At 40.0% G+C, this 25746-nt stretch carries 29 protein-coding genes and 4 tRNA genes; 26 read left to right on the top strand and 7 right to left on the bottom strand.

Features of this window, described 5'->3' with window-relative positions; all coding sequences use genetic code 11:
• Positions 1–25: 25 nt before the first annotated feature.
• Positions 26–463 (top strand): hypothetical protein, encoded by a 438-nt coding sequence (locus tag Q8W26_RS02635; protein WP_153071499.1) that lies wholly within the window; start codon positions 26–28, stop codon positions 461–463.
• Positions 464–494: 31 nt separating this feature from the next.
• On the opposite strand, the gene Q8W26_RS02630 is transcribed toward Q8W26_RS02635, so the two are convergent.
• Positions 495–1427, bottom strand: a complete 933-nt coding sequence (locus tag Q8W26_RS02630; RefSeq protein ID WP_101214520.1) for a 2-dehydropantoate 2-reductase — start codon at positions 1425–1427, stop codon at positions 495–497.
• Position 1428: 1 nt separating this feature from the next.
• Positions 1429–1797, bottom strand: a complete 369-nt coding sequence (locus tag Q8W26_RS02625) for a VanZ family protein (protein ID WP_101214521.1) — start codon at positions 1795–1797, stop codon at positions 1429–1431.
• Between the two features lie 192 nt (positions 1798–1989).
• On the opposite strand from Q8W26_RS02625, the gene Q8W26_RS02620 reads away from it, so the two are divergent.
• The 3 genes from Q8W26_RS02620 (at position 1990) to Q8W26_RS02610 (ending at position 4303) form a co-directional block, all read left to right on the top strand.
• Positions 1990–2418 carry a hypothetical protein gene (locus Q8W26_RS02620; protein ID WP_153071500.1) on the top strand — a complete coding sequence of 143 codons (429 nt, stop codon included), beginning with the start codon at positions 1990–1992 and terminating at the stop codon, positions 2416–2418.
• Between the two features lie 71 nt (positions 2419–2489).
• Positions 2490–2975 carry a YajQ family cyclic di-GMP-binding protein gene (locus tag Q8W26_RS02615; RefSeq protein ID WP_101214523.1) on the top strand — a complete coding sequence of 162 codons (486 nt, stop codon included), beginning with the start codon at positions 2490–2492 and terminating at the stop codon, positions 2973–2975.
• An 80-nt stretch (positions 2976–3055) separates the two neighbouring features.
• Positions 3056–4303 (top strand): AmpG family muropeptide MFS transporter, encoded by a 1248-nt coding sequence (locus tag Q8W26_RS02610; RefSeq protein ID WP_101214524.1) that lies wholly within the window; start codon positions 3056–3058, stop codon positions 4301–4303.
• Here Q8W26_RS02610 and Q8W26_RS02605 read toward each other — a convergent pair.
• The 4 genes from Q8W26_RS02605 to Q8W26_RS02590 all read right to left on the bottom strand — a co-directional run bounded on the left by Q8W26_RS02605 (position 4293) and on the right by Q8W26_RS02590 (position 7003).
• Entirely contained in the window at positions 4293–4616 is a 324-nt protein-coding gene (locus tag Q8W26_RS02605; RefSeq protein WP_101214525.1) for a hypothetical protein, read from the bottom strand. The two genes, Q8W26_RS02610 and Q8W26_RS02605, sit on opposite strands and share 11 nt — an antisense overlap.
• Positions 4617–4681: 65 nt before the next feature.
• Positions 4682–5287, bottom strand: coding sequence for a peptidylprolyl isomerase (locus tag Q8W26_RS02600; protein ID WP_101214526.1), 606 nt, complete (start codon positions 5285–5287; stop codon positions 4682–4684).
• A 10-nt stretch (positions 5288–5297) separates the two neighbouring features.
• Positions 5298–5855, bottom strand: coding sequence for a YajG family lipoprotein (locus Q8W26_RS02595; protein WP_305472172.1), 558 nt, complete (start codon positions 5853–5855; stop codon positions 5298–5300).
• Between the two features lie 11 nt (positions 5856–5866).
• Positions 5867–7003, bottom strand: coding sequence for a methyltransferase (locus Q8W26_RS02590; protein WP_101214528.1), 1137 nt, complete (start codon positions 7001–7003; stop codon positions 5867–5869).
• Between the two features lie 234 nt (positions 7004–7237).
• Here Q8W26_RS02590 and Q8W26_RS02585 point away from each other — a divergent pair, with 234 nt between their 5' ends.
• From Q8W26_RS02585 to nqrM, 9 genes are all read left to right on the top strand, one after another.
• Positions 7238–9370 carry a TonB-dependent receptor domain-containing protein gene (locus Q8W26_RS02585; RefSeq protein ID WP_101214529.1) on the top strand — a complete coding sequence of 711 codons (2133 nt, stop codon included), beginning with the start codon at positions 7238–7240 and terminating at the stop codon, positions 9368–9370.
• A 662-nt stretch (positions 9371–10032) separates the two neighbouring features.
• Positions 10033–11376, top strand: coding sequence for a Na(+)-translocating NADH-quinone reductase subunit A (locus Q8W26_RS02580; protein ID WP_101214530.1), 1344 nt, complete (start codon positions 10033–10035; stop codon positions 11374–11376).
• Positions 11377–11380: 4 nt separating this feature from the next.
• The gene (locus tag Q8W26_RS02575) at positions 11381–12586 is read left to right on the top strand and encodes an NADH:ubiquinone reductase (Na(+)-transporting) subunit B (protein ID WP_101214531.1); all 1206 of its coding nucleotides are present in this window, start codon (positions 11381–11383) and stop codon (positions 12584–12586) included.
• Entirely contained in the window at positions 12579–13352 is a 774-nt protein-coding gene (locus tag Q8W26_RS02570) for a Na(+)-translocating NADH-quinone reductase subunit C (protein WP_101214532.1), read from the top strand. The genes Q8W26_RS02575 and Q8W26_RS02570 overlap by 8 nt, the downstream gene beginning before the upstream one ends.
• A gap of 2 nt (positions 13353–13354) precedes the next feature.
• On the top strand, positions 13355–13984 hold the full coding sequence (locus Q8W26_RS02565) for an NADH:ubiquinone reductase (Na(+)-transporting) subunit D (RefSeq protein ID WP_101214533.1): 630 nt from the start codon (positions 13355–13357) through the stop codon (positions 13982–13984).
• Between the two features lie 9 nt (positions 13985–13993).
• Entirely contained in the window at positions 13994–14590 is a 597-nt protein-coding gene (gene nqrE, locus Q8W26_RS02560) for an NADH:ubiquinone reductase (Na(+)-transporting) subunit E (RefSeq protein WP_101214534.1), read from the top strand.
• Between the two features lie 57 nt (positions 14591–14647).
• Complete coding sequence (gene nqrF, locus Q8W26_RS02555) at positions 14648–15871, top strand: NADH:ubiquinone reductase (Na(+)-transporting) subunit F (RefSeq protein WP_101214535.1); 1224 nt, start codon at positions 14648–14650, stop codon at positions 15869–15871.
• A 6-nt stretch (positions 15872–15877) separates the two neighbouring features.
• Positions 15878–16912, top strand: a complete 1035-nt coding sequence (locus Q8W26_RS02550; protein WP_101214536.1) for an FAD:protein FMN transferase — start codon at positions 15878–15880, stop codon at positions 16910–16912.
• Positions 16913–16923: 11 nt separating this feature from the next.
• Complete coding sequence (gene nqrM / locus Q8W26_RS02545; protein ID WP_101214537.1) at positions 16924–17133, top strand: (Na+)-NQR maturation NqrM; 210 nt, start codon at positions 16924–16926, stop codon at positions 17131–17133.
• A 127-nt stretch (positions 17134–17260) separates the two neighbouring features.
• Here nqrM and folD read toward each other — a convergent pair whose 3' ends face one another.
• A complete protein-coding gene (gene folD, locus Q8W26_RS02540) occupies positions 17261–18115 on the bottom strand; it encodes a bifunctional methylenetetrahydrofolate dehydrogenase/methenyltetrahydrofolate cyclohydrolase FolD (RefSeq protein ID WP_101214538.1) in 855 nt (284 codons plus the stop codon).
• A gap of 287 nt (positions 18116–18402) precedes the next feature.
• On the opposite strand from folD, the gene Q8W26_RS02535 reads away from it, so the two are divergent.
• The 13 genes from Q8W26_RS02535 to Q8W26_RS02475 all read left to right on the top strand — a co-directional run bounded on the left by Q8W26_RS02535 (position 18403) and on the right by Q8W26_RS02475 (position 25744).
• A tRNA-Pro gene (locus Q8W26_RS02535) sits at positions 18403–18479 on the top strand.
• 20 nt (positions 18480–18499) lie between these two features.
• Positions 18500–18576, top strand: a tRNA-Arg gene (locus tag Q8W26_RS02530).
• A 22-nt stretch (positions 18577–18598) separates the two neighbouring features.
• Positions 18599–18674 (top strand) — tRNA-His (locus Q8W26_RS02525).
• Positions 18675–18711: 37 nt separating this feature from the next.
• Positions 18712–18788 (top strand) — tRNA-Pro (locus tag Q8W26_RS02520).
• Between the two features lie 720 nt (positions 18789–19508).
• Complete coding sequence (locus Q8W26_RS02515; protein WP_305472167.1) at positions 19509–20042, top strand: helix-turn-helix domain-containing protein; 534 nt, start codon at positions 19509–19511, stop codon at positions 20040–20042.
• A 290-nt stretch (positions 20043–20332) separates the two neighbouring features.
• Positions 20333–20662: a helix-turn-helix transcriptional regulator gene (locus Q8W26_RS02510; RefSeq protein ID WP_101214540.1), complete on the top strand. Its 330-nt coding sequence runs from the start codon at positions 20333–20335 to the stop codon at positions 20660–20662.
• Positions 20663–20785: 123 nt separating this feature from the next.
• Complete coding sequence (locus Q8W26_RS02505; RefSeq protein WP_101214541.1) at positions 20786–21160, top strand: gamma-glutamylcyclotransferase family protein; 375 nt, start codon at positions 20786–20788, stop codon at positions 21158–21160.
• A 167-nt stretch (positions 21161–21327) separates the two neighbouring features.
• A complete protein-coding gene (locus Q8W26_RS02500) occupies positions 21328–21621 on the top strand; it encodes a YciI family protein (protein ID WP_101214542.1) in 294 nt (97 codons plus the stop codon).
• 99 nt (positions 21622–21720) lie between these two features.
• Positions 21721–22305, top strand: coding sequence for a hypothetical protein (locus Q8W26_RS02495; RefSeq protein ID WP_305472164.1), 585 nt, complete (start codon positions 21721–21723; stop codon positions 22303–22305).
• Between the two features lie 510 nt (positions 22306–22815).
• Entirely contained in the window at positions 22816–23283 is a 468-nt protein-coding gene (locus tag Q8W26_RS02490) for a helix-turn-helix domain-containing protein (RefSeq protein ID WP_101214544.1), read from the top strand.
• Between the two features lie 120 nt (positions 23284–23403).
• On the top strand, positions 23404–24381 hold the full coding sequence (locus Q8W26_RS02485; RefSeq protein WP_101214545.1) for a Gfo/Idh/MocA family protein: 978 nt from the start codon (positions 23404–23406) through the stop codon (positions 24379–24381).
• 112 nt (positions 24382–24493) lie between these two features.
• Positions 24494–25222 carry a subclass B1 metallo-beta-lactamase gene (gene bla, locus Q8W26_RS02480; RefSeq protein WP_101214546.1) on the top strand — a complete coding sequence of 243 codons (729 nt, stop codon included), beginning with the start codon at positions 24494–24496 and terminating at the stop codon, positions 25220–25222.
• Positions 25223–25282: 60 nt separating this feature from the next.
• Entirely contained in the window at positions 25283–25744 is a 462-nt protein-coding gene (locus Q8W26_RS02475; protein WP_305472160.1) for a S41 family peptidase, read from the top strand.
• Positions 25745–25746 lie beyond the last annotated feature (2 nt).

Raw genomic sequence — 25746 nt, 5'->3', positions numbered from 1 at the left:
TATTGGTCTGACAGGGGCTTGTGACATGATAGTTTTTGTTGATGCTTCGCCAGATTCTGCGTTGATGGCCGATAGTCTCTTTGTGCTGTTTGCTGTATTGATCAGTTCATTTTTCTTCATTCATCGCATAGTTAACCAAGCCAAAGTGTTTAAGACAGCCATTCAAAGTGTATTAATATTGGGGTTCTTATTAGTCACACAATACTTAGGGGATGATAAGTTTTATAAGCTCTCGGCTGAGCATAATCAGTTGGAGTTTCATTTTGTTAACTCTTATTTTAGTTACCACTTTAATAAAACTGAGATAGAGAAAGTGACCTTTGGTACGAGAAATAAAGGGCGTTTTTGTTATATAAAGTTATACGCATTCAATGGTGATACATACCAGCGTGTTGTGATTGATAAGGATGTCAAGGCTTGTAAGGAAACTCGTATAGCATTAAACAACTATCTAGGGAGTTAGATCAGATGTGTTTGACTTGGGGGCTGTAAAGTTAAGTAATGCTACAGTGACAAGTCGTTTCACGACGTTTTATTTTTTGATAAAGCTCTAAGTTATAGGGTACTTTAATACCAAGTTGCTCTGCCTTGCTAACAACATACCCATTAATACAATCAATTTCTGTGGGGCGCTGCTTTATAATATCTTGGTGCATTGAAGAGAAGTTGTTGGCAGTTTTATCAATAACAGCGTAAACCGTTGCTTTTATTTCTTCAAAACCAAGGTCTAGTCCTAAACATGTGGTGAGCAGTGCTATCTCTTGACATACATTTTCTATGATTTCTTCATGGCGAGTTGCAGCAAGATCGCCATTTCTACAATTTTCTAATGCGGTTAATGGATTGATTGCACAATTAATTGCCAGCTTTAACCATAGGGCGCGTTCGATAGACTCGGTAAATTGAACTTCGGGGAGGGCGTTATTTAATAGCGTTGCGATATGCTGTGTATACTGGCTATCTAGGCCATTAAAGTGGCCAATCATTGTCAAACCAATACCGGTGTGGCGAATGCTGTTCTCAGACTCTAATAGGGCTCCATGACTAGTAGTTGCTAGCATAATATGATGCTCTTGGCTCAGCTTAAGTTGTTCAACCGGCCCCATGCCATTGTGCAATAAAAGTAATGGTGTCTCTTTGATACAGGGTATCAATGGTTCAAGTGCTGAAAGTACTTGGTATGCTTTGGTTGTTATGATAACTAAATCAAGAGATTCTGGTAATTGGGCGTTTAATGTATCAAAGGTTCTAGTCGATTCTTTCCCTCGATTGCAAACCAATTGACTATGATTTGGTTGCGTAGAGCCAGCTCTTCGTACAAAAGTGATTCGATGGCCCTGAGAGGCTAAATGGTGCGCCCATAATAAACCTATAGCCCCTTGGCCAATAATTGCGATGTTTAATACTGACGGATATTGTTTTAGCATCTTAATCGAGCTTTTTTTGGACCCAAGGGATCAATGCAATTAAGTGAAACAAGAGAACACCTGCAGCATCGGCGGCAACATCTGCAAGGCTTGCAGAACGATAAGGAATAAAATGTTGGATGATCTCAACGAGTGCCCCGTAGCCTATTAACAACGTAATTTGACTGAAGCGGCTAAACTTTCTTGATTTATATAGCAAGGCGCTTAAGACAAAAAAAGCTATCGCGTGACCATATTTATCGGTATGAGCAATGGTCTGAGGGATATTTTGTTGACTAAAAAATAAATAAGAAAATACGACCAATGCGCTAAATAAGGCCATACGGAACAGTGCTGAGTTTTGCCATAAAGATTGAATAAGTCGTTTCACTTGTTTCTTTGCCTAAAATAAATTGTTGTTAATAAACTGGTTAAACCTACAGCAGGGACTATGCTTTAGGAGTTATGCTTTATAAACCTGATGAGTTGTCGTCTCATCGTATATTTAAAGCCTTCGGATTAATTGTTAAGTCAGTCAAAACGATTAATAGTTCATAATAACCGCTCACTTTAACATATTTTTATGATACCTATCGATAATCAATACTTCTTTATTAGTGCTAAAGAGAATGTCCTGACTGTCAGAATGATGCAAGGTTGGGACTTAACAATAACCAAACAATTTTGCCAAGCACTTGATACATTGGTTGGGGAATATTGTGCCAATAGCTGGGCCTTAATGGCTGATTTATCTCACTGGTGTCTGACGAGTGAAGATGCTTATATGCATTTCGCACAGTCCCATAAAGGCTGTATCAGGCAGGGGTTACGTTACCAAGTGGTTATTTTACCTAGAAGCTCACTTAAGCGGTGGCGAATAAAATCCTTTATTAAAGATGACTATTTAGTTAAAAGCTATTTAGCAGATAATGAACAAGAAGCGTTTAACTGGCTAGCAGGGCAAGGTTTTAATGTAAGGGCTGTGCAGCCACCTTTACTATTGAAATCTTAATTGTGCAAAGTGCATAGAAAAGCCATTAAAAAAGCGCTACTATTCAGCAAAAATTTTTATTGGATTATAATATGCCTTCATTTGATGTAGTTTCAGAAATTGAAATCACTGAAGTTCGTAATGCTGTTGAAAATTCAACACGTGAACTTGCAACCCGCTTTGACTTTCGTGGCAAAGACGCTAGTTTTTCATTAAGTGGTGAAGTGGTGACACTAAAAGCCGAAGACGACTTTCAAATTAACCAAATGCTTGATATTTTGCGTTCAAACTTAGTGCGTCGTAATGTAGACACTAAGGCAATGGAACCAGATGAGAAGCCGCTGCATACCGGAAAAACTTTCTCACTTAACGTTAAGTTTAAACAAGGTATTGATGCGCTCGTTGCCAAGTCATTAGTGAAAAAAATAAAATCAAGTAAACTCAAAGTTCAAACCGCAATTCAAGGTGAAAAGTTGCGTATTACTGGTAAGAAACGTGATGAGTTACAAGCGACCATGGCACTGATTAGAGAAGCTGAGTTGGATCAGCCTTTTCAGTTCGAAAACTTTAGAGATTAACTCGCTAGCTCTTTATGTTATAACGATTTGTTGAGTTTTTGTTAGTTTACCAGCAGCTACTACTAGTTTTTAGGGATTAAATGTCTAGTTTATCAATCAAAGAAGCGATTCTAAATCGTCGCATGCTTATCTGTATCTTTACCGGCTTTAGTTCTGGTTTGCCATTGTTCATTTTGTATCAAATGGTGCCGGGATGGCTACGTTCTGAGGGGGTGAGTCTCAAAGAAATTGGTTTGTTTTCTTTGATTGGTATTCCTTATGTGTGGAAATTTATTTGGTCACCGGCCATTGACCGTTACCGGTTTCCATTTTTAGGGCGGCGTCGAGGCTGGATGCTGGTGACGCAAATTACCTTGTTAGCCTCAGTTGCTGCTTTTAGTATTGTTGATCCTGAGCGATCCATTTGGACCGTTGCTTATTTGGCCGCTGCTGTAGCTTTCTTTAGTGCAAGTCAAGATATTGTACTTGATGCTTATCGTCGAGAGTTGTTGCCCGAACAAGAATTGGGGTTAGGAAATTCCATTCATGTTCAAGCTTATCGTTTCGCAGGATTAGTTCCAGGTTCATTAGCGTTTATTCTTGCTGATCACATGCCTTGGAGTTCGGTATTTATCATTGTCGCTGCCTTCATGCTGGTGGGTATTGGGTTAACCTTATCTATAGATGAAATTAAGTGTCAGGCACCTACACCTAAAACGCTGCGTGAAGCGGTTGTACTTCCTTTCCGTGACTTTATTGATCGTCGAGGAATACGCTCTGCGTTAGCGACGCTTGTTTTCCTGTTTTTATATAAACTAGGTGACAACATGGCAACTGCATTACAGACGCCATTCTTCATTGACTTAGGTTTTACTAATACCGAAATTGGTGTCGTTGCGAAAACAGCGTCGTTAATTGCGATGATGGTTGGTTTAGCGGTCGGTGGGATTGTAATGCTCAAAGTGAGTATAAATCGCGCTTTATGGTTGTTTGGCGTTGTCCAAATAGTGAGTATCTTAGGTTTTGCTGCTTTGTCAGAAATAGGTAACAATGTCTATGCGTTAGCTTTTGCAATGGGGTTTGAGTATTTAGGCGTAGGGCTTGGTACGGCAGCATTTACTGCGTTTATAGCCAAAGAAACTAACCCTGCTTTTGCCGCGACACAGTTTGCATTATTTACTGCATTGATTGCTTTGCCTCGTACGTTTGCCAATGCAACAACGGGCTTTATTGTCGAGCAAATTGGTTGGACAAACTTCTATTTTCTTTGTGTAGCACTGGCAGTCCCTGGGATGCTAATGTTATTTAAAGTGGCGCCATGGAACGATAGGGAAGAAGCTAAGGCCTAATCCCAACACAAAACATTGGGCCGTCACCGAGTTGTTCGTTGAGGAAACGACAGCACTCTTTAACTTGCATGATAAAGACTTTATCATGCAAAAAACGTTGCTCTGTTTCTGATTGGACGAGATAAAACAGGTGCCAAAACACTTGCTCGGTTTTGCTTTGCTCACTGCAAGTTATTTGGATGCGATTCCATTCTTCTAAAATATCCCAAGTAAATAACTTCACTTCAGAAAATGGAATGGCGCTCTCAAGTAAGCTTTCTACAAAGAACACCAACTGCGTCGATTTTTGTTCAATAAAGGCTTGGGGTGTCACAACTCTATACCTATAACAAACCTAACGAAAGAAAGTCCAACTGAACCTTCTTTCAGGTAAGTTGACTACTCAGGTATTATGACAGCCTTGATAAGTAAAATTTTAGTTAGGGGAACATCTTGCCAGCCATTGGACGAATCCGCCCCTGTTGGCGTTGTCATAATTTTGGTTACAACATCCATCCCAGCTATAACCTCACCAAATACAGTATAGCCCCATCTGCTAGAGTTAGGGTTTAAATTATCATTGCCTTCCGGTTTTACATTAATATAAAACTGTCTCGAAGCCGAATGTGGGTCACTCTCTCTAGCCATCGCTATCGTACCATAATCATTTGTTAATCCGTTCCCAGACTCGTTGACTATGGTGTTTTTATCGCTTTTTGACTTGCCGTCAGGTGTTACACCACCACCTTGAATGACAAAGTTATTAATCACTCGGTGGAAGATTGTATTGTCATATTCTTTGTTCTTAGCAAGCCATAAAAAGTTATTAGCCGTGATTGGTGCACGACGGCGGTCTAATTCGATAGTTATCTCGCCGTAACTGGTAATTAACTTAACTTGAGGGTAAGAGTTTCCATATTGGATATCCGCCCCATTATACTGCTGTTCTTTCGCTTCTAAGAGCCCTGTGATTAGCAATAGTGCTATAAGTAAATATTTTTTCATTAATGACTCACTACAAGGTTAAATATTGTTGGATTTGTTCATCGTTAGCAATATCGTCCAACAACTTACCAAGTAGTTGATTGAATTCAGATTCTAAAACAGCAATATCGGCTTGTAAGGGACCGTGGGTAGCAGCCTTCGTGTTGAAGGTTTTCGTTAAAGTTTTGTTAGCAGCATTAACCTCTATTTTGAGTTTTATTTTGGTTTGGGTTTCAAACTTAAAATTAGTTTGGTCCAATTTAACTAACATTTGTTCGATTGATACTTTAACGCTGTGGTTATCTGTTGCAGATTGACTGAAACCTTGATGGAATAGAGCTTTCTCTAAAGAGGATGCTATCAGCGAATCACTGGGTTTATTCGCGCTTAACAATTGTTGCTTTTCATCGCCATTGTTTATTTGTAATACATGTCGATAAGAGCGACTATCGACAACGGATAAGTTGTATCCACCTTGATAAGCTTGACGCTCTGTGGTGACTAGTTGATCCGGTGACACGATAAAACTATTGGGTGTTTGAGAGCACGCAGAGAGTAATAGCGTGGTTAATATTAAAATGAACCGCATAAACATTCCTTTTATTTTGTTGCTTCTAAAATAACGAACTTGTTGTTGGCTGCAACTGTTATGCAATTGCCAAATAGTCGTTGTAATTTAATATGGTAGCCTAAGTGACGATTGCCAACAATGCGTAATTTCCCGCCGCGTTTTAACGTACGATAAGCATCATTAAACATTTGCCATGCGATATGGTCTGTTACCGTCTTTAATTGGTGGAAAGGTGGGTTACATACGATTAAGTCGGCTTGGTCATAGTCATAACCACTTAAGCAATCATTCCAATCAAACTCTACTTCACTTTGTGGGATATTCTGTTCACAGTTTAGCTTGGCACTGGCGATTGCCATGGCTGACTCATCGGTGAAACGTACTGTAGCTAATGGGTTTTTGGCTGCCACTGCTAAACCAAGGACACCATTACCGCAGCCTAAGTCGATGACAAAAACATCTCCAAGTTGCTCGGGGATATTTTCAAGCATCAAGCGAGCACCGATATCAAGTTGATTGTTGGCAAACACTCCTGCGTAATTATGAATAGTAAAGTCATACTCCGCTAATGGCCATTGCACGACTTTTGGCTCAGCTGCTTGTAAGGTTTTTTCTTTCTGGCTAAAGATTAAACGTGATTTCTTTTTGGCTAATGAAGTCGTTGTAGTACCGATGTGATGTTCAAATAAGCTTAATGTTGAACTGTGAATATCTTTAGCTTTGGCGGTACTAATGATTAGAGTATCTTGATCGGCGATACTAGCGATTTGCTGTAATTGATGTTTTAGCATCGCATTACTTTTCGGTAGCTTCAATAAAATCACATCAGGAGCGTCACTAAGTGCATCTAGACTATCTAGAAAAGTAATCTGTGACGTTAGCTGATTGTCTTCAAGATTGGTTTTACATGCTTGATGACTAATGAAAGAATCAGATTGCCAAAATAACTTATGGTGACTTAACCCACAGGCTAGGGTACCAAAGGTATCGTTGATAATTAGGATCGTTTTAGGATCCTGGCTCGTGCTTGATTGTTCAATGTGCTGTTTGAAATACTCCAACAAATATTGATCACTACTGTCCCAAGCTTGAAGGTTTTTATCATTCGACTTAGGGTAGCGATTAAGCAGTAGCTCTAAATCGTTAATTTTAAATAAGATATTCATAATTGTGCACATTTTTAAAAAATAGTCGGCTATTGTCTCAAATTAACGCAGTGGCTTCAGTATTTTTTTTTATTATCTCTACCCCAATTTCATCGCGATTGATTAGTTTTCTCATTAGCTGTAATGGATTAACTAATTGCACTAAAAACAGTAAATAGTTTGAACATTAGCTATTTATTGATTAATCTTAAGCTTAAATCTTGAATATTTTAGCGTTTGATTGGGACCGTCGATATGATAAAGGGAATTTCTCCGAAGCTTCATGCTGTAAAACTACCTCTATGTGTCGCAATTTCTGTTGCATTAGCATCACCATCGGCCTACTCAGTAGAGAAGGCACAGTCTTTAGTGAAATCAATTTCGTTAATCAAACGTGTCGTCGAAGTTGAAGATGAAAAAGATCAAGCTGAAAATCACCCCGTAGAAATATCAACTAAAACCCAACAGTTCCATTTAGATATCGCCCGCCAACTTAATCGTTATCCTGGAATTTTTGCTGTAAATATTATTCCTAATGGTCAAACACCACTGATAACAAATAATAGTAGTGGTTTACAACATGCGGTATCGACTTTAACCGATGATCTTAATTTAGCGCCTGTATCCTATATTGATCGTAGCTTGTACAGCCTTTCGCCCTTAATTAGCCATAAAATGGGCCGAGACGGCTCGCCTAAAATAACCAATACCCCAACTGGGTTGGTTGGTAGTCTCACTACAGAGACAGGTATGGTCCCAAGCGAAGGGCCACGAATGTCAATCGATGTTGAGGCTGGCGATGATGCACACGCTGGTTTCACTTTTGATTATGGTCACCGAAAAGATCGCTGGGGACATTTATTCCAATATTCTGCTCAACAAGGCGATAGCTATCGCAGTAATCGCTTAGGGCAACAAGGTGGTTTTAAGTCAAATGATTTATTGCTTAAAATTATTGAGCAAGGGTCAAATATTGGTGCTAAAAATCAACAGTTAACGCAGTTTTCTTTATTGTATCGAGATTATGATAATGATGAGAGCCGTTATGGAATTTCATACCAAGATAGTCTTGAACGCCCAGAACTTCGTTACAGTGCCACCGCAGGTGACAATGAGAAGACTGACCAACTCAGTTTACGTATCAACCACCAAATAGTCCTTGCAACCAGCGAAATTGTCATGACAGATTTGTATTATGACAGTGGTAATTCAAGCTATTATCAGACGTCCGCTGTTTCTGGAGTGTTGGGCGACAGTGCCATTGATTTATTAAGTGGCTTTGAACGTAATCCGTTGGGTACATTGAATGTGACAAAGCAGTCCTTTGACCGCAGTTATTCAAGTGGTGGCATACAAGTTCGAGTGTCGCAACAAATTGGTTTACATAATCTACAGCTCGGTGTCAGATACCACAACGAAAGCGTTGATGATAAAAGTTATAATGATGCTTTTTTGTTTAATCAAGATTTATCGCTGAGTTTATTGCAAAGTAATCAGGAGGCGGATTGGGCAGAGCAAAGTGTCAATGCTCGGACTGTATTTATAAGCGATGAGTGGACGCAAGGCCCATTAACACTGGCTGGTGGATACAAATACGAAAAAATTGAAATAGAAAAGGAATTTCCTCGTTCATTCTTTGAAAGTGAAAGTACGCACACTTTAGGTAATGTCGGTTTAAACTATAAATTTTCATCGTCATTAGACTTCTTTATCACAGCTCATCAAGGGCTGTTGCCTAGTAATAACTTATTAGCGCCAGAAGCGGCTCAAACAAGTGATATTTACCGAGCGGGTATAGATCATCGCTATGATAACTCTCAATTTACCTTCACCGTATTTAAAAATGAATTTTATAATGTATTTGCTCGATGCTTTACGATTGAAAATTGCAAAGAAATGACTGACGATCGTTTTGACATTGAAATCAGTGGAGCTGAAATGGTCGCAGCGCATACCTTTGAGTTAGACAACATGTCAATCCCACTGACTGCCGTCTATACGTACCGCGATCATAACTATGGCGATGAACTTGATGTTACTAATATCGAACATGTTGCTTTACCTGGTGATGAGCTTGCTTATATTCCACAACATCAGCTCTATCTTGAGTTAGGAGCTAAGTTTAATCGATGGGATCTGATGTTAAAGGCGACACACCGTTCTGAACAACGATTGGAACCTGGATTAACATCACTGACAAATGTTAATAAAATCGATGCCGTTACTTTAGTCGACCTAACCGCGAATGTAGCTTTTGATAGGCAACAAAAAGTATTTTTAACCGTGAACAACCTGACCGATCAGGAATATGTTGAATCTGCATATCATGCCGGGCGCTTGATGGGGCGGGGTAGCTCTATCTTGTTAGGTTATCGTTATACGTTTTAATCTAATTTAACTGTTTTAGATAATTTAGAAGGCCGTCGATAGTATAAATACTCTATATTTATACCATCGCCAGTACTTTCTTACTCAACCGAGCTATTTAGCATAGCAAGTTTGCTACTTTGCTGTTTGCTACTAAGGTATTAAACACTAAAACATAGTTGAAGAATGATGTGAGTTAATATCATTAATAGCTAGCTACTAGACTGATTTTAGTTAAGTTTAGCTATATCCCTTCTGTTACACGTTTCATTCTCTTTGCCATTTTTTAACCGCTCAGTGCGAAATTAACTAAAGTCTAGGGCAAAAAGCGCAATTTAGATTTCAGAATGAGCTTGATTAATGCTAGAATTGCGCCCCAGTTAGAGTAGTGTCTTTTTTGTTGATTGATGTTTAATCAACAACGAAGGTTTATTCTAAAAATTTGAGCGCTATTGTAATAATACCGACATCATTAAGTGGCAAGAACAAGGCGATTGAAGTAAATAAAACTGGGTTAAGCGGCTAAATCAGCAGCAAAAGTCAGGATTATTTGTTTTAGTGTGTTGAACTTTCACTGCATGGTTGACGTGTTGGCTTTATTTATAAAGCTTTATTACATGAAAAATAGCAAGCAACTGTCGAGCCTAACGGCTAATTCTTTCCGTTAACCAGTGCAAGTGAATATGATTACAATAAAAAAAGGTCTGGACCTTCCGATTGCCGGAGCTCCCCAGCAAGTAATCCATGATGGTCCGTCCATCAAACAAGTCGCTACCCTGGGTGAAGAGTTCTTTGGCATGCGTCCTACAATGAAAGTTCGTGTAGGAGACACTGTCAAAAAAGGTCAGGTAATTTTCGAAGATAAGAAAAATCCTGGCGTTTTATTTACTGCTTCAGCTAGTGGTGTCGTTTCCCAAGTAAATCGTGGTGCTAAAAGAGCGTTTTTGTCTTTAGTTATCGATGTACAAGGTAATGAACAGGAAACTTTCGCAAGTTTCCCTGCAACAGAACTTGCTCAATTAGAGCGTAGTGTTGTTGTTGATAACCTTGTAAAATCAGGACTATGGACTGGTCTTCGTACCCGCCCTTTCTCTAAAGTTCCTGCGATTGACTCAGAGCCATCAGCAATTTTCGTTTCTGCAATGGATACTAATCCGTTAGCGGGCGATCCTGCTGTCATTATCAACGAGCAATCTCAAGATTTTATCAATGGTTTGACGGTGTTATCTCGTCTAACTAGCGGTAAAGTTTTCGTTGGTAAAAAGCCTGGCGCTGACATCCCTAACACTAATGTAAGTAGTGTTGAGCAACACGAATTTGCTGGTATTCATCCAGCAGGTCTAGTGGGTACTCACATTCACTTCTTACACCCAGTCGATGCTAACCGCACCGTTTGGACATTAGGTTACCAAGACGTAATCGCTTACGGTAAGTTATTCACTACAGGTGAATTATATACTGATCGCGTTGTTGCGTTAGGTGGTCCAAGTGTTAAAAATCCACGTTTAGTGCGTACAGTTGTAGGTGCAAACACTGACAGCTTGACCGCTGGTGAGTTAACTGAAGGTGAGAACCGTGTCGTTTCAGGTTCTGTTTTTCAGGGTTCTCATGCTATCGGTCCTGTTGCGTTCTTAGGTCGTTATGCTAACCAAGTGAGTGTACTTGCTGAAGGTCGTGAAAAAGATTTCATGGGCTGGATGAAAGCCGGTAAAAATGTTGTGTCTGTGACTCGTTCATACATTTCACATTTATCACCTAAGCGTCTTCTAAACCTAAATACAACAACTAATGGTAGTGACCGTGCTATGGTGCCAATCGGTAGCTATGAGCGCGTTGTTCCTCTAGATATTTTGCCAACAATGTTATTACGTGACCTGTGTGCAGGTGATAATGATGGTGCGCAAACATTAGGTTGTTTAGAGCTAGACGAAGAAGATTTAGGGCTTTGTACCTTCGTTTGTCCGGGTAAATATGATTTCGGTCAGATTTTACGTGACAGACTGACTACTATTGAGAAGGAAGGTTAAGCAGATGGGCTTAAAGAATTATCTCGAGACTATCGAGCCGAACTTTGAAAAAGGCGGTAAGTACGAAAAGTGGTATGCACTTTATGAAGCTGCTGCCACTATTTTCTACACGCCAGGTTTTGTCAACAAAGGCAAAACTCACGTTCGTGACGCGGTAGAGTTAAAACGTATTATGATCATGGTATGGATGGCGACATTCCCTGCGATGTTCTGGGGTATGTACAACATTGGTTTACAGGCAAATGACGCAGTTGTTGCTGGTATGGCAATGGGTGATGCATGGCAGCAACAACTATTCACCTCATTAGGTGGTGAGTTAGGTGCTGATGCTGGTGCTGGAACGTTGATGCTGTATGGCGCATTCTTCTTCCTTCCAATTTATCTAACAGCATTTGTTGTTGGTGCATTCTGGGAAGTATTATTTGCGGTTGTGCGTGGTCATGAAGTTAACGAAGGTTTCTTCGTAACATCGATCCTGTTTGCATTGATTTTGCCTGCTACTATTCCACTATGGCAAGTTGCTATCGGTATCTCATTTGGTGTTGTAATCGCTAAAGAAGTATTCGGTGGTACTGGTAAGAACTTCCTAAACCCTGCATTAGCAGGTCGTGCGTTCTTATTCTTTGCTTATGCACCTGACATCTCTGGTGATACAGTTTGGACAGCAATTGACGGTTTCTCTGGCGCGACAGCATTAAGTGTTGTAGCGACTGAAGGCATGGTTGCACTTCAAAACTCAATGACTTGGATGGACGCATTTATGGGTCGCATGCAAGGTTCTATGGGTGAGGTATCAACTTTAGCTATCTTAATTGGTGGTGCGTTCATTGTTTACCAGCGAATAGCCTCTTGGCGGATTATTTTAGGTGTGTTCTTTGGTATGGTTGCAACAAGCTTCTTGTTCAACGCTATCGGTAGCGACACGAACTTAATGTTCGCGATGGATTGGAAATGGCATTTAGTAACTGGTGGTTTTGCCTTCGGTATGATCTTCATGGCAACAGACCCTGTATCTGCGTCATTCACTAACACAGGCCGTTGGGCGTTTGGTGCATTGATCGGTATTATGGTTGTTCTGATTCGTGTGGTTAACCCTGCATTCCCTGAAGGTATGATGCTAGCAATTTTATTTGCTAACTTATTTGCACCGTTATTTGACTACTTTGTAGTTCAGTCAAACATCAAGCGGAGGGCTGCTCGTCATGTCTAATAAAGACTCATTTGGCAGAACGTTAATCTTTGTATTAATCGTTAGCCTTGTTTGTTCAATCGTTGTAGCTGGTGCTGCTGTTGGCCTTAAACCGCTGCAGCTAGACAACAAGCAACTTTATAAGCAAACAAAAATTTTAGAAGCTTCAGGCTTATTAGAACAAGCTGGTAAAGGTAAAAAAGCAATCCAAGATACATATGGTAAATATGTGACAGCGAAGCTTATCGACCTTGATACTGGTGAGTTTGTTGAAGGTGATGCCGCTACTTACGATCAACGTTTAGCTGCTCTATCTTCTGATACTAGTATTAAGCCTAAAGCTGATATTGCTAAAATTAACCGTCGTGCTAACCAAACTGTTGTGTATCTAGTAAAAGATGAATCAGGTAAAACTGATACTGTCGTACTAGAAATGCGTGGTAGCGGTTTATGGTCAATGATGTATGCGTTTGTTGGTCTTTCAACTGACCTTAATACTGTGAAGAATGTTATCTACTACGATCAAGGTGAAACTCCGGGTCTAGGTGGTGAGATTGAAAACCCGCAGTGGAAAGCATTATGGCAAGGTAAGAAGCTGTTTAATGACAATGGCGATATCGCTATTAAAGTTATTAAGGGCGGCGCTAAAGCTGGTGACATCCATGGTGTTGACGGTCTTTCTGGTGCAACTTTGACAGCTAATGGCGTTGAAGATACCTTTACTTTCTGGCTAGGTGAAGAAGGCTTTGGCCCATTCATCGCTAAGTACCGTAATGGAGGCCTATAATCATGGCTGACTCTCAAGCAATGAAAAAAGCCCTGTGGGGCCCAGTTCTGGACAACAACCCAATTGGCCTTCAGGTTCTTGGTATTTGTTCAGCGTTGGCTGTCACAGGCTCAATGCAAAAAGCATTAATCATGACTATCGCGGTAGTTTTAGTTTGTGCTTTCTCTAACTTGTTTATCTCAATGATCCGTAACCAAATTCCTAACGCGGTTCGTATCATTGTTCAAATGGCAGTTATTGCATCTTTAGTAATCGTGGTAGACCAAGTTCTTAAGGCATTCGCATATGAAATGTCTAAAGAATTATCGGTATATATCGCCTTGATCATTACAAACTGTATCGTAATGGGTCGTGCTGAAGCTTACGCTATGAAAGAGCCACCATTAATGAGCTTTATTGACGGTATCGGTAACGGTATTGGTTATGGCGCTATGTTAATGGCAGTTGCTTTCTTCCGTGAACTATTTAGTAAAGGTTCGTTATTTGATATCGAAATTTTACCGTTGGTTCAAAATGGCGGTTGGTATCAAGGTAACGGTCTACTGATTCTACCATTTAGTTCATTCTTTGTGATTGGCTTGATTATTTGGGCTGTTCGCGAGTACAAGCCTGAGCAAGTAGAGAAGGACTAGGGGAGCACTATGGAACATTATTTAAGTTTATTTATTAAAGTAGTTTTCGTTGAAAACATGGCTTTAAGCTTTTTCCTAGGTATGTGTACTTTCCTAGCGGTTTCTAAGAAAGTTAGTACTGCGATAGGTCTAGGTGTTGCGGTTATCTTCGTACTGGCTATTGCGGTACCTGTTAACCAAATTATCTATCACGCAATCTTAGCGCCAAACGCTTTAGGCGAAGGTATTGACCTTAGCTTCTTAAGCTATATCACGTACATTGGTGTTATTGCAGCATTAGTACAAATCGTTGAGATGGTTTTAGATAAATACATGCCTGCACTTTACAACGCGCTAGGTGTTTTCTTACCACTTATCACGGTTAACTGTGCGATTTTCGGTGCTGTTGCCTTCATGGTACAACGTAACTACACCTTAGGTGAGTCAGTTGTCTTTGGTATTGGTAGTGGTGTTGGTTGGACTCTTGCTATCGTATTGTTAGCAGCTGTTCGCGAAAAACTGAAATATTCAGATATCCCTAATGGTCTTAAAGGTTTAGGTATTACCTTTATCACTTCTGGCCTGATGGCACTGGGTTTCCAGTCGTTCGGCGGTATCTCGTTATAGTTAGTTAAATGAGCTATACAGTGTATAGCTCATCAACCAAGTTCAAAGGAAAAGTCGATGGAAATAATTCTCGGCGTAACAATGTTCACTGCGATTGTATTAGTTTTAGTTTTAATTATTTTATTTGCTAAATCTAAACTAGTTTCATCGGGTGACGTTACCATAGCAATCAATGGCGACCCTGAAAAAGCGGTTGTTACTAAGCCAGGCGATAAGCTATTAGGCGCACTAGCATCAAAAGGTATCTTTATTCCTTCTGCATGTGGCGGCGGCGGTACTTGTGGTCAGTGTAAAGTGCATGTGCATTCTGGTGGTGGTGAATTACTACCAACGGAAGAGAGTCATATCACTAAGAAACAAGCTCGTGAAGGTGAGCGTCTAGCATGTCAAGTTGCTGTTAAACAAGACATGGATATTGAAGTTGAAGACGAAATCTTTGGTGTTCAAAAGTGGGAATGTACTGTTAAATCTAACGATAACAAAGCAACCTTCATCAAAGAACTTGTGCTTAACATCCCTGATGGTGAATCAGTTCCGTTCCGTGCGGGTGGTTACATTCAGATTGAAGCACCAGCGCATCACGTTAAATATAAAGACTTTGATATTCCTGAAGAATATCGTGGTGACTGGGAGCGTTTTGGCTTCTTCGACATCGAGTCAAAAGTTGATGATGAAACATTACGTGCATACTCAATGGCGAACTATCCTGAAGAGGAAGGTATCATCATGCTTAACGTACGTATTGCGACTCCGCCACCTAACAACTTATCACTTCCTGCTGGTAAAATGTCTTCATTCATTTGGAGTCTAAAAGAAGGTGATAAAGTTACTATTTCTGGTCCATTTGGTGAGTTCTTCGCTAAAGAAACTGAAAATGAAATGGTATTTGTTGGTGGTGGTGCTGGTATGGCGCCAATGCGTTCACATATCTTCGATCAACTTAAGCGTCTTAACTCTCAGCGTAAGATCTCTTTCTGGTACGGTGCACGTTCTTGTCGTGAAATGTTCTATGAAGATGACTTCAATGGCCTAGCAGCTGACAATGAGAATTTCGATTGGCATGTTGCGTTGTCTGACCCTCAGCCTGAAGATAACTGGGATGGCATGACTGGTTTCATCCATAATGTCTTGTATGATCATTACTTACGTGATCATGAAGCCCCTGAAGATTGTGAGTACTACATGTGTGGTCCTCCGATGATGAATGCGGCTGTAATCGGTATGCTTAAAGATTTAGGTGTTGAAGATGAAAACATCCTACTTGATGACTTCGGCGGTTAATCCCTGATGTTTATTAAGTATGTTAAATGGCTAGCGCTTCTTGCGCTGGCCATTTTTTTATCTGGTTGTTCTGAATCAAACCAACAAATCCAAGTTAAGTTTCAAGGTCGCACTATGGGTGTGGATTATCACATCACCTATATCGATGACGCTCAAAACAGCGAAAACGTGGCTAAAGCACGCAAAGTGGTTATTGATCAACTGCTTGAAACTGTTAATGCGCAAATGTCGACTTACCGTCAAGACTCTGAGCTTAGCAAGTTTAATCAATCACGAAGTGGTGAGCCTTTCGTTGTTTCACCTGACACTGCATTAGTGGTTAGTGAGTCAATTCGATTAGCTAATATTACTGATGGTAAATTAGATGTCACCGTTGGCCCGCTTGTTAATTTATGGGGCTTTGGCCCTGATATGCGCCCTGAAAAATTACCGTCGCCTCAAGAGCTAGCCGATGCACAAGCTAAGGTAGGTATTGAGTATTTATCGGTTAATGGCAATGCGCTTATTAAGACAAACCCAGAGCTCTATGTTGATTTATCGACGACGGCAAAAGGGTTTGGTGTCGATAAAATAGCTGATTATCTTGACGGTGAAAATGTGGCCAATTATTTGGTTGAAATCGGCGGTGAAGTGCGTGCCAAAGGGCAGCCTAATCCGGTACGTGACTGGGTGATTGCTATTGAGAAGCCGGTTAGTAATGAGCGTGCTATCCAGCAGCTTATTTCGCCACGTAATAATGGCTTGGCGACTTCTGGGGATTACCGTCAATATTTCGAAGAAGACGGTCAACGTTTTTCACATATTATTGATCCTGATACAGGGATGCCGATCAATCATAAATTGGTTTCTGTGACAGTGATACACCCATCCTGTATGACCGCTGATGGTTTGTCGACGTCGGTAATGTTAATGGGGCCTGAAGCCGGTTTAGCCTTTGCTAAAGCGCACAACATTGCTGTTTTTATGATCATCAAAACAGACAATGGCTTTGAGGAAGTGTATACTGACGCCTTTAAGCCATTCCTAGTAACTCAATCGTAGGTTTTATAATTATGATGACTTTTATTTATGCCTTTGCCGCTTTTGTTATAGTTATTGTCGCAATGGCTGTTGGTTACATCTTTCAAAAGAAAGCCATTGCTGGTAGCTGTGGTGGTTTAGGCGCTATTGGTGTTGAAAAGGCATGTGATTGTGATAACCCTTGTGACAAGCGTAAAAAACGCATGGCACAAGAGCAAATCAAAATCAGCTTAATCGAGTAGCCGTTAGCCTGAAAGCGTAAAACTCAGGATCTCAACCCAAGCCTGTCAGTCCAGCTTTCAAGATACAAAAAAGCCGTTCAGTGTGAACGGCTTTTTTATTGCTTATTTATGAGTGAAGCTATAGTGGTTAACTATGGTACTCTTTCGCAGCAATTAATGTGTTCTCGATTAAATTCGCCACAGTCATTGGGCCAACACCGCCAGGCACAGGCGTAATGAAGCCAGCATTCTCTTTAGCTGTATCAAATACCACATCACCGACAAGCCGACCATCTTCTAGACGATTTATGCCCACATCAATCACGATGGCACCTGGCTTAATCCACTCACCTGGGATAAAGCCTGGCTTACCCACAGCAACAACTAACAAATCAGCATTACGTACTTTACCTTCAAGATCTTTAGTAAAGCGATGACAAGTGGTTGTAGTACAACCTGCAAGTAATAGCTCTAATGTCATTGGGCGGCCAACAATGTTTGAAGCGCCAACAACTACAGCATCAAGGCCGTGAGTTTTAACACCAGTTGACTCAATTAATGTCATAATTCCTTTCGGCGTACATGGGCGCAAGGCTGGGTTGCGTTGAGCTAAGCGGCCAATATTGTATGGGTGAAAACCATCAACATCTTTATGAGGGATAATGCGTTCTAAGATAAGCTCGGCGTTAATATGTTCAGGAAGCGGTAGTTGAACTAAAATACCATCAATTGACTCGTCATTATTTAGCTCATCGATTAAGCTTAATAGCTCAGCTTCTTCAGTTGTTGCTGGTAAGTCAAATGAACGGGATAGGAAGCCAACTTGATCACATGCTTTACGTTTGTTTGAAACATAAACCTGAGACGCAGGGTCTAAACCTACTAAAACTACTGCTAAACCTGGGATACGTTGCCCAGCTTCTTTCATTTTTGTTACTTCGGTTGCAACGTCAGTTCTCACTTTTTGTGATACTGCCTTACCATCAATTATACGCGCGCTCATAGTGGGATTTTTTCCTAAATCTTGGGGACGCTGTATTATGCCATAGTAGAAAAAGTGTGACCACGATCAATAGTGATAAAAAGCCGCTGAAAACTCGGCCTAATGGTATTTTCTTCCCGAGATTATCTATAATGGCTAGCTTTTGTATGCTATTTGAGCGAACAAATTTTTTTTAATAAAAACGTTTGACGGCTCAGCATAACCTCTGTAATATCTCGCCCCGTTGTCAAGGAGCAATTCTTTACAACGATTAGTTAATGTCTAGCTTGATATTAACTATGATTAGTCGGTGATTAGCGCAGCCTGGTAGCGCATCTGGTTTGGGACCAGAGGGTCAGAGGTTCGAATCCTCTATCACCGACCACTAATCAACTATGTGCAAGAGCGCCCGTAGCTCATCTGGATAGAGCAACGGCCTTCTAAGCCGTGGGTAGCAGGTTCGAGTCCTGCCGGGCGCGCCATTTTTGATTAAATCCCTTAGTGGTGACTATAGCTCAGTTGGTAGAGCCCCGGATTGTGATTCCGGTTGTCGTGGGTTCGAGCCCCATTAGTCACCCCATTTTTTCCTACTTGGTTAAAATGAAGAAACAAAATGTCGGTGATTAGCGCAGCCTGGTAGCGCATCTGGTTTGGGACCAGAGGGTCAGAGGTTCGAATCCTCTATCACCGACCACTTCTTTTATTTATCATTAATCCTCATAGAGCTTTAAGACATCTGTCCTATTTTTTCCTTTTAATTATTCTCATGTTAATAAAATTAACCTTGTGTCGTTGCCACTTTTTTGCACAATCGAGCGCCTTGTTTAAGCTATTTTTCAAGGTAAAACAAAAATATATACTTAATTAATCAAATTGTTATAAAATGATCTGGCCCGCTGATTTTTGTACGCCTGAGTGGTTTAAGTTAGCGTCGATAGAATATCTGATTACCTTGGAGCATATACATGGAATGTATTAAGAAGTTTAAATTTGAATTAATTGTTTGCTTAATTTTTTCGAGCCTTTCCATTATTTATTATCTTGATACGGGCGAAGTTCGTATATTAGGTGTTTTGCTTGTTGCCTTTTATGCTCTATTTGCACTTGTATCGGTATTTATAAAACTCTTTAAAAAGATGAGTGAAAAACACCGCGCTCACTCTATGCCTAAAAAAATACACGACTGATCCCTGCGTTTGGTACTCACTCTGCGATTAAGTCACGATGCTTGTAATCTTTGCTTACATAACAGCAGTTCATTAGGCTTTATTAGAGTGGACAATATGTTCTTTTATTCGAACTCATTTATTATAAAATTGCTCTAAATCAGTGCATCAGTGGCAATAGAATTGGGTTGTCAGCTAGCTGTCGTAAAGAAGTCATGAGCTTGCCCCTGATTTGTCGGTATCCCTGCATGGGATTGAAACTACTATGGCCTTTCTTTTTAAATACTAATAAAGGTCAAAATATGGGTCGTGATGTGTTATTAAACAAAAATACAATCAAAAAGTTACGCGTTAGTAAATGTTGGAGTCAAGATGAGCTAGCATCCGCGAGTGGGTTAAGCGTAAGGACAATTCAACGTGTCGAAAAGAGTGGCACAGCATCGTTAGAAACAACAAAAGCATTAGCGGCTGTTTTTATGATTACGCCGGATGAATTACAGTCTGCTCAAAATATTGAGTATATGACCTTTCATTTTATTTGTAAGTACGCATGGCTAATCGCCTTTGCTCTCTCAAGTGTTTTCTTCGGTTTATGGATCGTCGACATACTCATTCCAACATTGAAGGGTGCGGACTTCAATCAGCAGTATGAACAGCATGGTAATTTTAGATACCTTGACTTTGGCGGTGCAAGTTTCGTCATAGGTTTTGTATTTTTAAGCTTTAATGTGTTTGTAGAATATTTTGGCCGAAAAAGATTGCTAGAACGCTCCACAAAGTAGTATCAGTAGTCACTTTCCGAGTTAAGTCCATGGCGTGTTCTCGTATCAGGGTTGTATAGCAATTGTCACATCTTGAGAAATTGATAGGGCTGTTGTGTTATCCAAGTGAGCATAGCTCATTTGTTTGAGCGCTAACTTTATTATTGCGTTGCCATTACTAAGTCTTAAAAAATGGTTGTTCTACAGGTTGATAGCGTAATAATGGCGTAGCTCTGTCATACTTATGTCATCACACAACGTAGGATTTTTGATGATAATAAATACCAGTGTTTGCTATCAGAGAAAATGCAATGGAAATGAAATTAGATAACGTAAAGTTAAAGCAACTAAGAAAAAATAAAGCTTGGAGTCAGTCTCACCTTGCGGAAGTTAGTGGGGTGAGTTTAAGAACAATTCAACGAATTGAGAAGTCTGGTACGGCTTCACTCGAGTCCGTAAAATCGATTTGCGCGACTTTTGATATTCCAATTGATGAGCTGATTATTAAAGGTACCAACACGGTGTTACCGCGCTTTGCTACTGTTCGTTGGCTGAAGTGCAAAATAACGGGTGCTGATAAAAAAGCAGCAGCAATTTCATTCGTTATCGCATTTTTAATCAGCTTTTATTTCAGCACCTAATTAATATAGTATTGCTGATTAGGGTTTATTACTAATAGTGATTATTCCTTCATCAGGGGCAGTTGTTCTTAAAGCAATTACACGTAGTTGTCTTTACTGTTAATTAAAATACAGAGGTATATAGTGGAAAAGTTATTCTCATACGGCACGTTACAAATGGAACATGTACAGCTAGAAACATTCGGCCGAAAGTTAAATGGGACAAAAGATACACTGATAGGTTTTATTCTTTCTGAAGTGAGAATTAAAGATGCGGATGTTATCAAAACTAGCGGCAAGCAGATTCACCCCATTCTCAAATTCACAGGGAACGAAGATGATGTTATTACAGGAACCGTTTTTGAACTAACTGAAGCTGAATTACAGCAAGCCGATAATTACGAAGTCGAAGAGTATAAGCGTATCGCCGGATCATTTAAGTCTGGAAAAGAGGCATGGGCGTATGTCTGTGCTACGACCAAACTGCCAAAAAAAAATGAGACCTGTAATGCTAATTGAACGTAGCCACAGTTATTTTATATTTTAATCAGTCTAATCAAGCTTGCTCCACGATTCAACCAGAGTACTCCTACCCCAGTGTCGATATCATATATAGCTGGGGATGCGTGTAAGAGTCCGCAGCTAATTTTAAATATCATATTTACTCATCATTTAATGGAATAAAAATGTACGTTATATCGCTGACCTATACAAAAGACTTATCAGAAGTTGACCAACATATTGATAGCCATATTGCATTTTTGGAAAAACATTATGCCGCTAAGAAGTTTATTGTTTCCGGTCGTAAGGTACCAAGGAGCGGTGGAGTAATATTAGCCGATGCATTAGATTTAGATGAAATTCATGCAATCATCGAAGAGGACCCATTTTATATTGCTAATGTGGCAAAATATGAGGTGGTGGAGTTTGTTCCTACGATGGCCATTAAGGAACTAGCAGGCCTTACTACCGATATTTAGACCAATGAAAAATGATAGTTAAGTTAGCGCTTTATAGACAACTGTTCCTTGGTAATTACCTAGAGTTATCTAGTCACAAACGTTATGGATATGGAGTGTATGATGAAGTATTTTAAAATGCCTGAGTTTCTCTTTGAAGTGTTTGGGGAGTCACAGTCTTTGTTGGAAATTAGTTGTACTGCTATTTTTGCCCTAGTAGGCTGCTATTTTATTTACAGTATCTCTGATATCCCTCTTAATAGTTGGCAGGCAATTATAGCCTTTATGCTAATTGCTGATGTTTTAGCTGGTTGCATAGCCAATTTTACTAGAGGAACAAATAGTTTTTACTCGAAACGGCCAACTAACCGCCTTATTTTCATCGCTATTCACGTTCATCTTCTGGTGATTGCTTGGCTCCTGTCTGAACCAATGAACAGTGCGTTGATCGTATGGAGCTACACGATAGTTTGTGCGTTTGTTGTTAATGCGTTAAAAGGTGACTTCGTCCAAGTTTTTATAGCAGCTAATTTAATGTGCTATGGCATCTTTTTATTGGTTTATTTGGCATTACCAACGTGGTTTTTTATTGTCGCTACGTTCTTTATGATTAAAGTTTTATTTAGTTTCGCTGTTGATCATTATGAACGTTTCTCAACAGCTTCTTCTCAGGGACTAGCAAACAATAAAAAAGGTGTTCGCTGAGGTTGATATTCTTTGATTATTGTCACTGCGAATTAGTAGAGACTTAATCATTAAGCCTAACCAAATCTATTTTTCGTTGGCCTGCCTACCGAGCAAGAAGCATACTAAGATCATGTCTTAGCCAAGCTAACGGTATCCAAAAGTGGAGTTCTCACGCTGGAGTACAATCAAAACAGTGGTGTATCGTATGGAAAGTTACTTTGATGCCAGTAGTTGATAGAGCGCGGCGTATTCAATGGGCATGTAGTACAATGAGCTATCAATCGATTACGCAGCTGATAACAAGCTGTCATTATGAAGTGAGTTGATAAAGGTAGTTTATATTTTTAATAGCTAGTGTCATTTTATTTATCTCCCCTCAATCTATTAACAACAAAAGTATTTACTCTTTTATGTGTTTATGTAACCCTTTGATTTATATGTGGTGTCGTGTGTGTGTCACCTCCGTGTCGTCGTCAAACAGGCTTCAATGAGAGATTATTTATCTCGAACTACAGCTAAGGATATAAAATGATCGTTCGAAAATTAAGAATACAGCGAGCTTGGTCTCAAGAGCAACTTGCAGAGTTTAGTGGGTTGAGCGTTAGGACAATTCAACGCATCGAAAGAGGAAAAACTGCTGGATTAGAATCATTGAAATCTTTAGCTGCTGTGTTTGAAGTTAATATCCAAGACTTACAACAGGAGACAGTTATGGACCAAGATACAGTGCTTTCAAATGAAGAGATACAAGCCATCGAACATGTGAAAGACATCAAAGATTTTTATTCTCATCTGATTAACTATGGGCTCGTTTTAGGTGTTTTGTTCATCATCAACCTATTGACCTCCCCTGATTATATTTGGGCTTGGTGGGTCGCTATGGGTTGGGGGATAGGTGTTATTTCTCACGGCCTGAGTGTTTTTGAGGTGACTAACTTTTTTGGCGCGGAATGGGAAAAGAAACAAATTGAAAAACGACTCAATAAAAAGCTTTAATAGCTAGGCTATTTTATAATAGCGTAAAGATATGTTTAGCCATTTGTGGTGATTGTCGATTATCACACTTGGCTTTTTTGTCGTCAGTTAACATTTTAGCAATGTGATGGAGTCGGATTGGTGAGTAGAACTATTCGTTGGGGAATTATTGGTTGTGGTGTAGTCACTGAAGTGAAAAGTGGCCCCGCTTATCAACAAACTGATGGCTTTGAATTGGCTGCTGTTATGAGACGGAACCAACATTTAGCAGAAGACTATGCCAAACGCCATAATGTTGAAAAGTTTTATTCTTGTGCTGATGAGTTGATAAATGACCCAGCCATTGATGCTGTCTATATTGCTACGCCTCCTGACAGTCATAAGCTTTATGCGCTACGTGTTGCGGCTGCTGGGAAGATATGTTGTATAGAGAAACCATTGGCACCGACTTATCAAGATTGTCAGGAGATTGTTGCTGCTTTTGAGAAGGCTAAATTAGCACTTTTTGTGTCTTATTATCGTCGTTCATTACCTCGTTTCAATAAAATAAAGTCATTATTAGATTCTGGGGAAATAGGGTGTGTTAGGCATATCAATTGGTACTTGAACAAACCCGCTAATGAGGTTGACTTATCTCAGCAGTATAATTGGCGCACTGATAAAAAAATTGCTGTTGGTGGCTATTTTGATGACTTAGCGAGTCATGGGTTAGATCTTTTCTCTTACTTACTTGGTGAGTACGAAACGGTTAAAGGCGTTGGCATAAATCAACAGCGCCTGTACTCATCATATGACTCTGTATCGGCTTGTTGGGTGCATAAGAGTGGCATCACAGGAGCAGGAAGTTGGAACTTTGGTGGTTTTGCTAGACAAGATCGTGTGACAATCTATGGCAGTGAAGGAGATATCTCATTTTCAGTATTTGACGAGCATCCAATTTCAGTGTCTAGTGCGACTCAACAGAAAGAATTTTTTATCGAAAATCCTAAAAATATCCAGCTCCATCATGTTAATAATATTAAAGAACAGCTAGTTTCTGGGGCTGTTCACCCATCAAATGGTCGCACAGCGACACATACTAGCTGGGTAATGGAGCAAATATTAGCCAACGGCAGTTAATTTGCCCAACGATAACGTTTTTTGATGAGAACTCACAGTGTAAGCGTAATCGTTGGCATACTTAACGAACATTCATTCCCTCTTTGACAGGGGTAGGTATAGCGAGAATGTAATGAGAATACTTTTTTTATGTTTAATTGTCGTCATGACGAGTCCAGTATTAAGCCAAAAAGCAAAACCTCTAGAGGTAAAACAAGTGGCCCAAGGAGTCTATTTGCATACCTCTTATAAGCACATTGAAGGTTATGGGCTAATGGACTCAAATGGTTTGGTTGTATTAGATGGCACTCAAGCTTACATTATTGATACGCCTTGGTCGGATGCAGACACAACGGCGCTATTACAGTGGATAACCCAAAATGGTTATCATGCAAAAGCGAGTATATCGACACACTTCCATGAAGATCGCAGTGCCGGCATCGGATTATTAAATACTAAATCAATACCAACATACACATCTGAGAGAACCAAATTACTACTATACAATGCTGGGAAACCGACTCCGACTCACACTTTTACTGGAAGTTTTTTCAGTTTAGCTGGCGGCCTCATTGAGCTTTACTATCCAGGGGCAGGGCATACTAAAGATAATATCGTTGCTTGGCTACCAAACAGTAATATTTTAGTTGGGGGCTGTCTTGTCAGAACTCGTCGTTGGCAAAGCTTAGGTTACACTGCAGACGCTGATATCGGTGCTTGGGCACACTCTATAAGAAATATTAAAAAGCAAAACTATGATATAAGGTTAGTTGTACCTGGACATGGTAGTTTGAGTCAGCCTGATATTTTAGATCACACGATAAGGCTTGCCGAAGTGGCAGCGAAAAAGTTAGCGTTATAATTTCAAAAGGAATTTTACTTTAAATTTCGCCGCTACTCTTCGGTTTCAACCATGGAGTCATTGGCTGAAGACCTGCTTACGTTTATTAATAAACATCAATCACAAAACTTAATTATCGACTTGAGAGATAATTACGGCGGTGATTTCTTTGTGGGGTTAAAATTGGCGCAATTGCTTATTTTGGAGGATTCTATTGATTGGAAGTCTGGTGTCTATGTGTTGATTGATAACGTTACTTTTTCTGCTGCAATGAGTAACGCTGCTCAATTCTCACAGCTACTTAATGCAACGTTAGTTGGCGAACCAACCGGTGCTAAGCCGTCTGGGTACCAAGATATGGGACAGTTTATTTTACCTAATTCCAAACTTGAAGTGACTTACTCAAAACGACACTACCATTTTGATGACAATGAACGGAATGCCTTATACCCTCAGGTGCATATTGAACATTCGATAGAAAATTATAAAGCAAGTAAAGATAATCAGTTGCAATGGATTTTGAGTGATATCGAACAGCGATAATA

Origin of the sequence: Psychrobium sp. 1_MG-2023 (assembly GCF_030689115.1) — a bacterium.
Taxonomy (GTDB): Bacteria; Pseudomonadota; Gammaproteobacteria; order Enterobacterales; family Psychrobiaceae; genus Psychrobium.
This window is presented reverse-complemented; position numbering and strand designations above follow the sequence as displayed.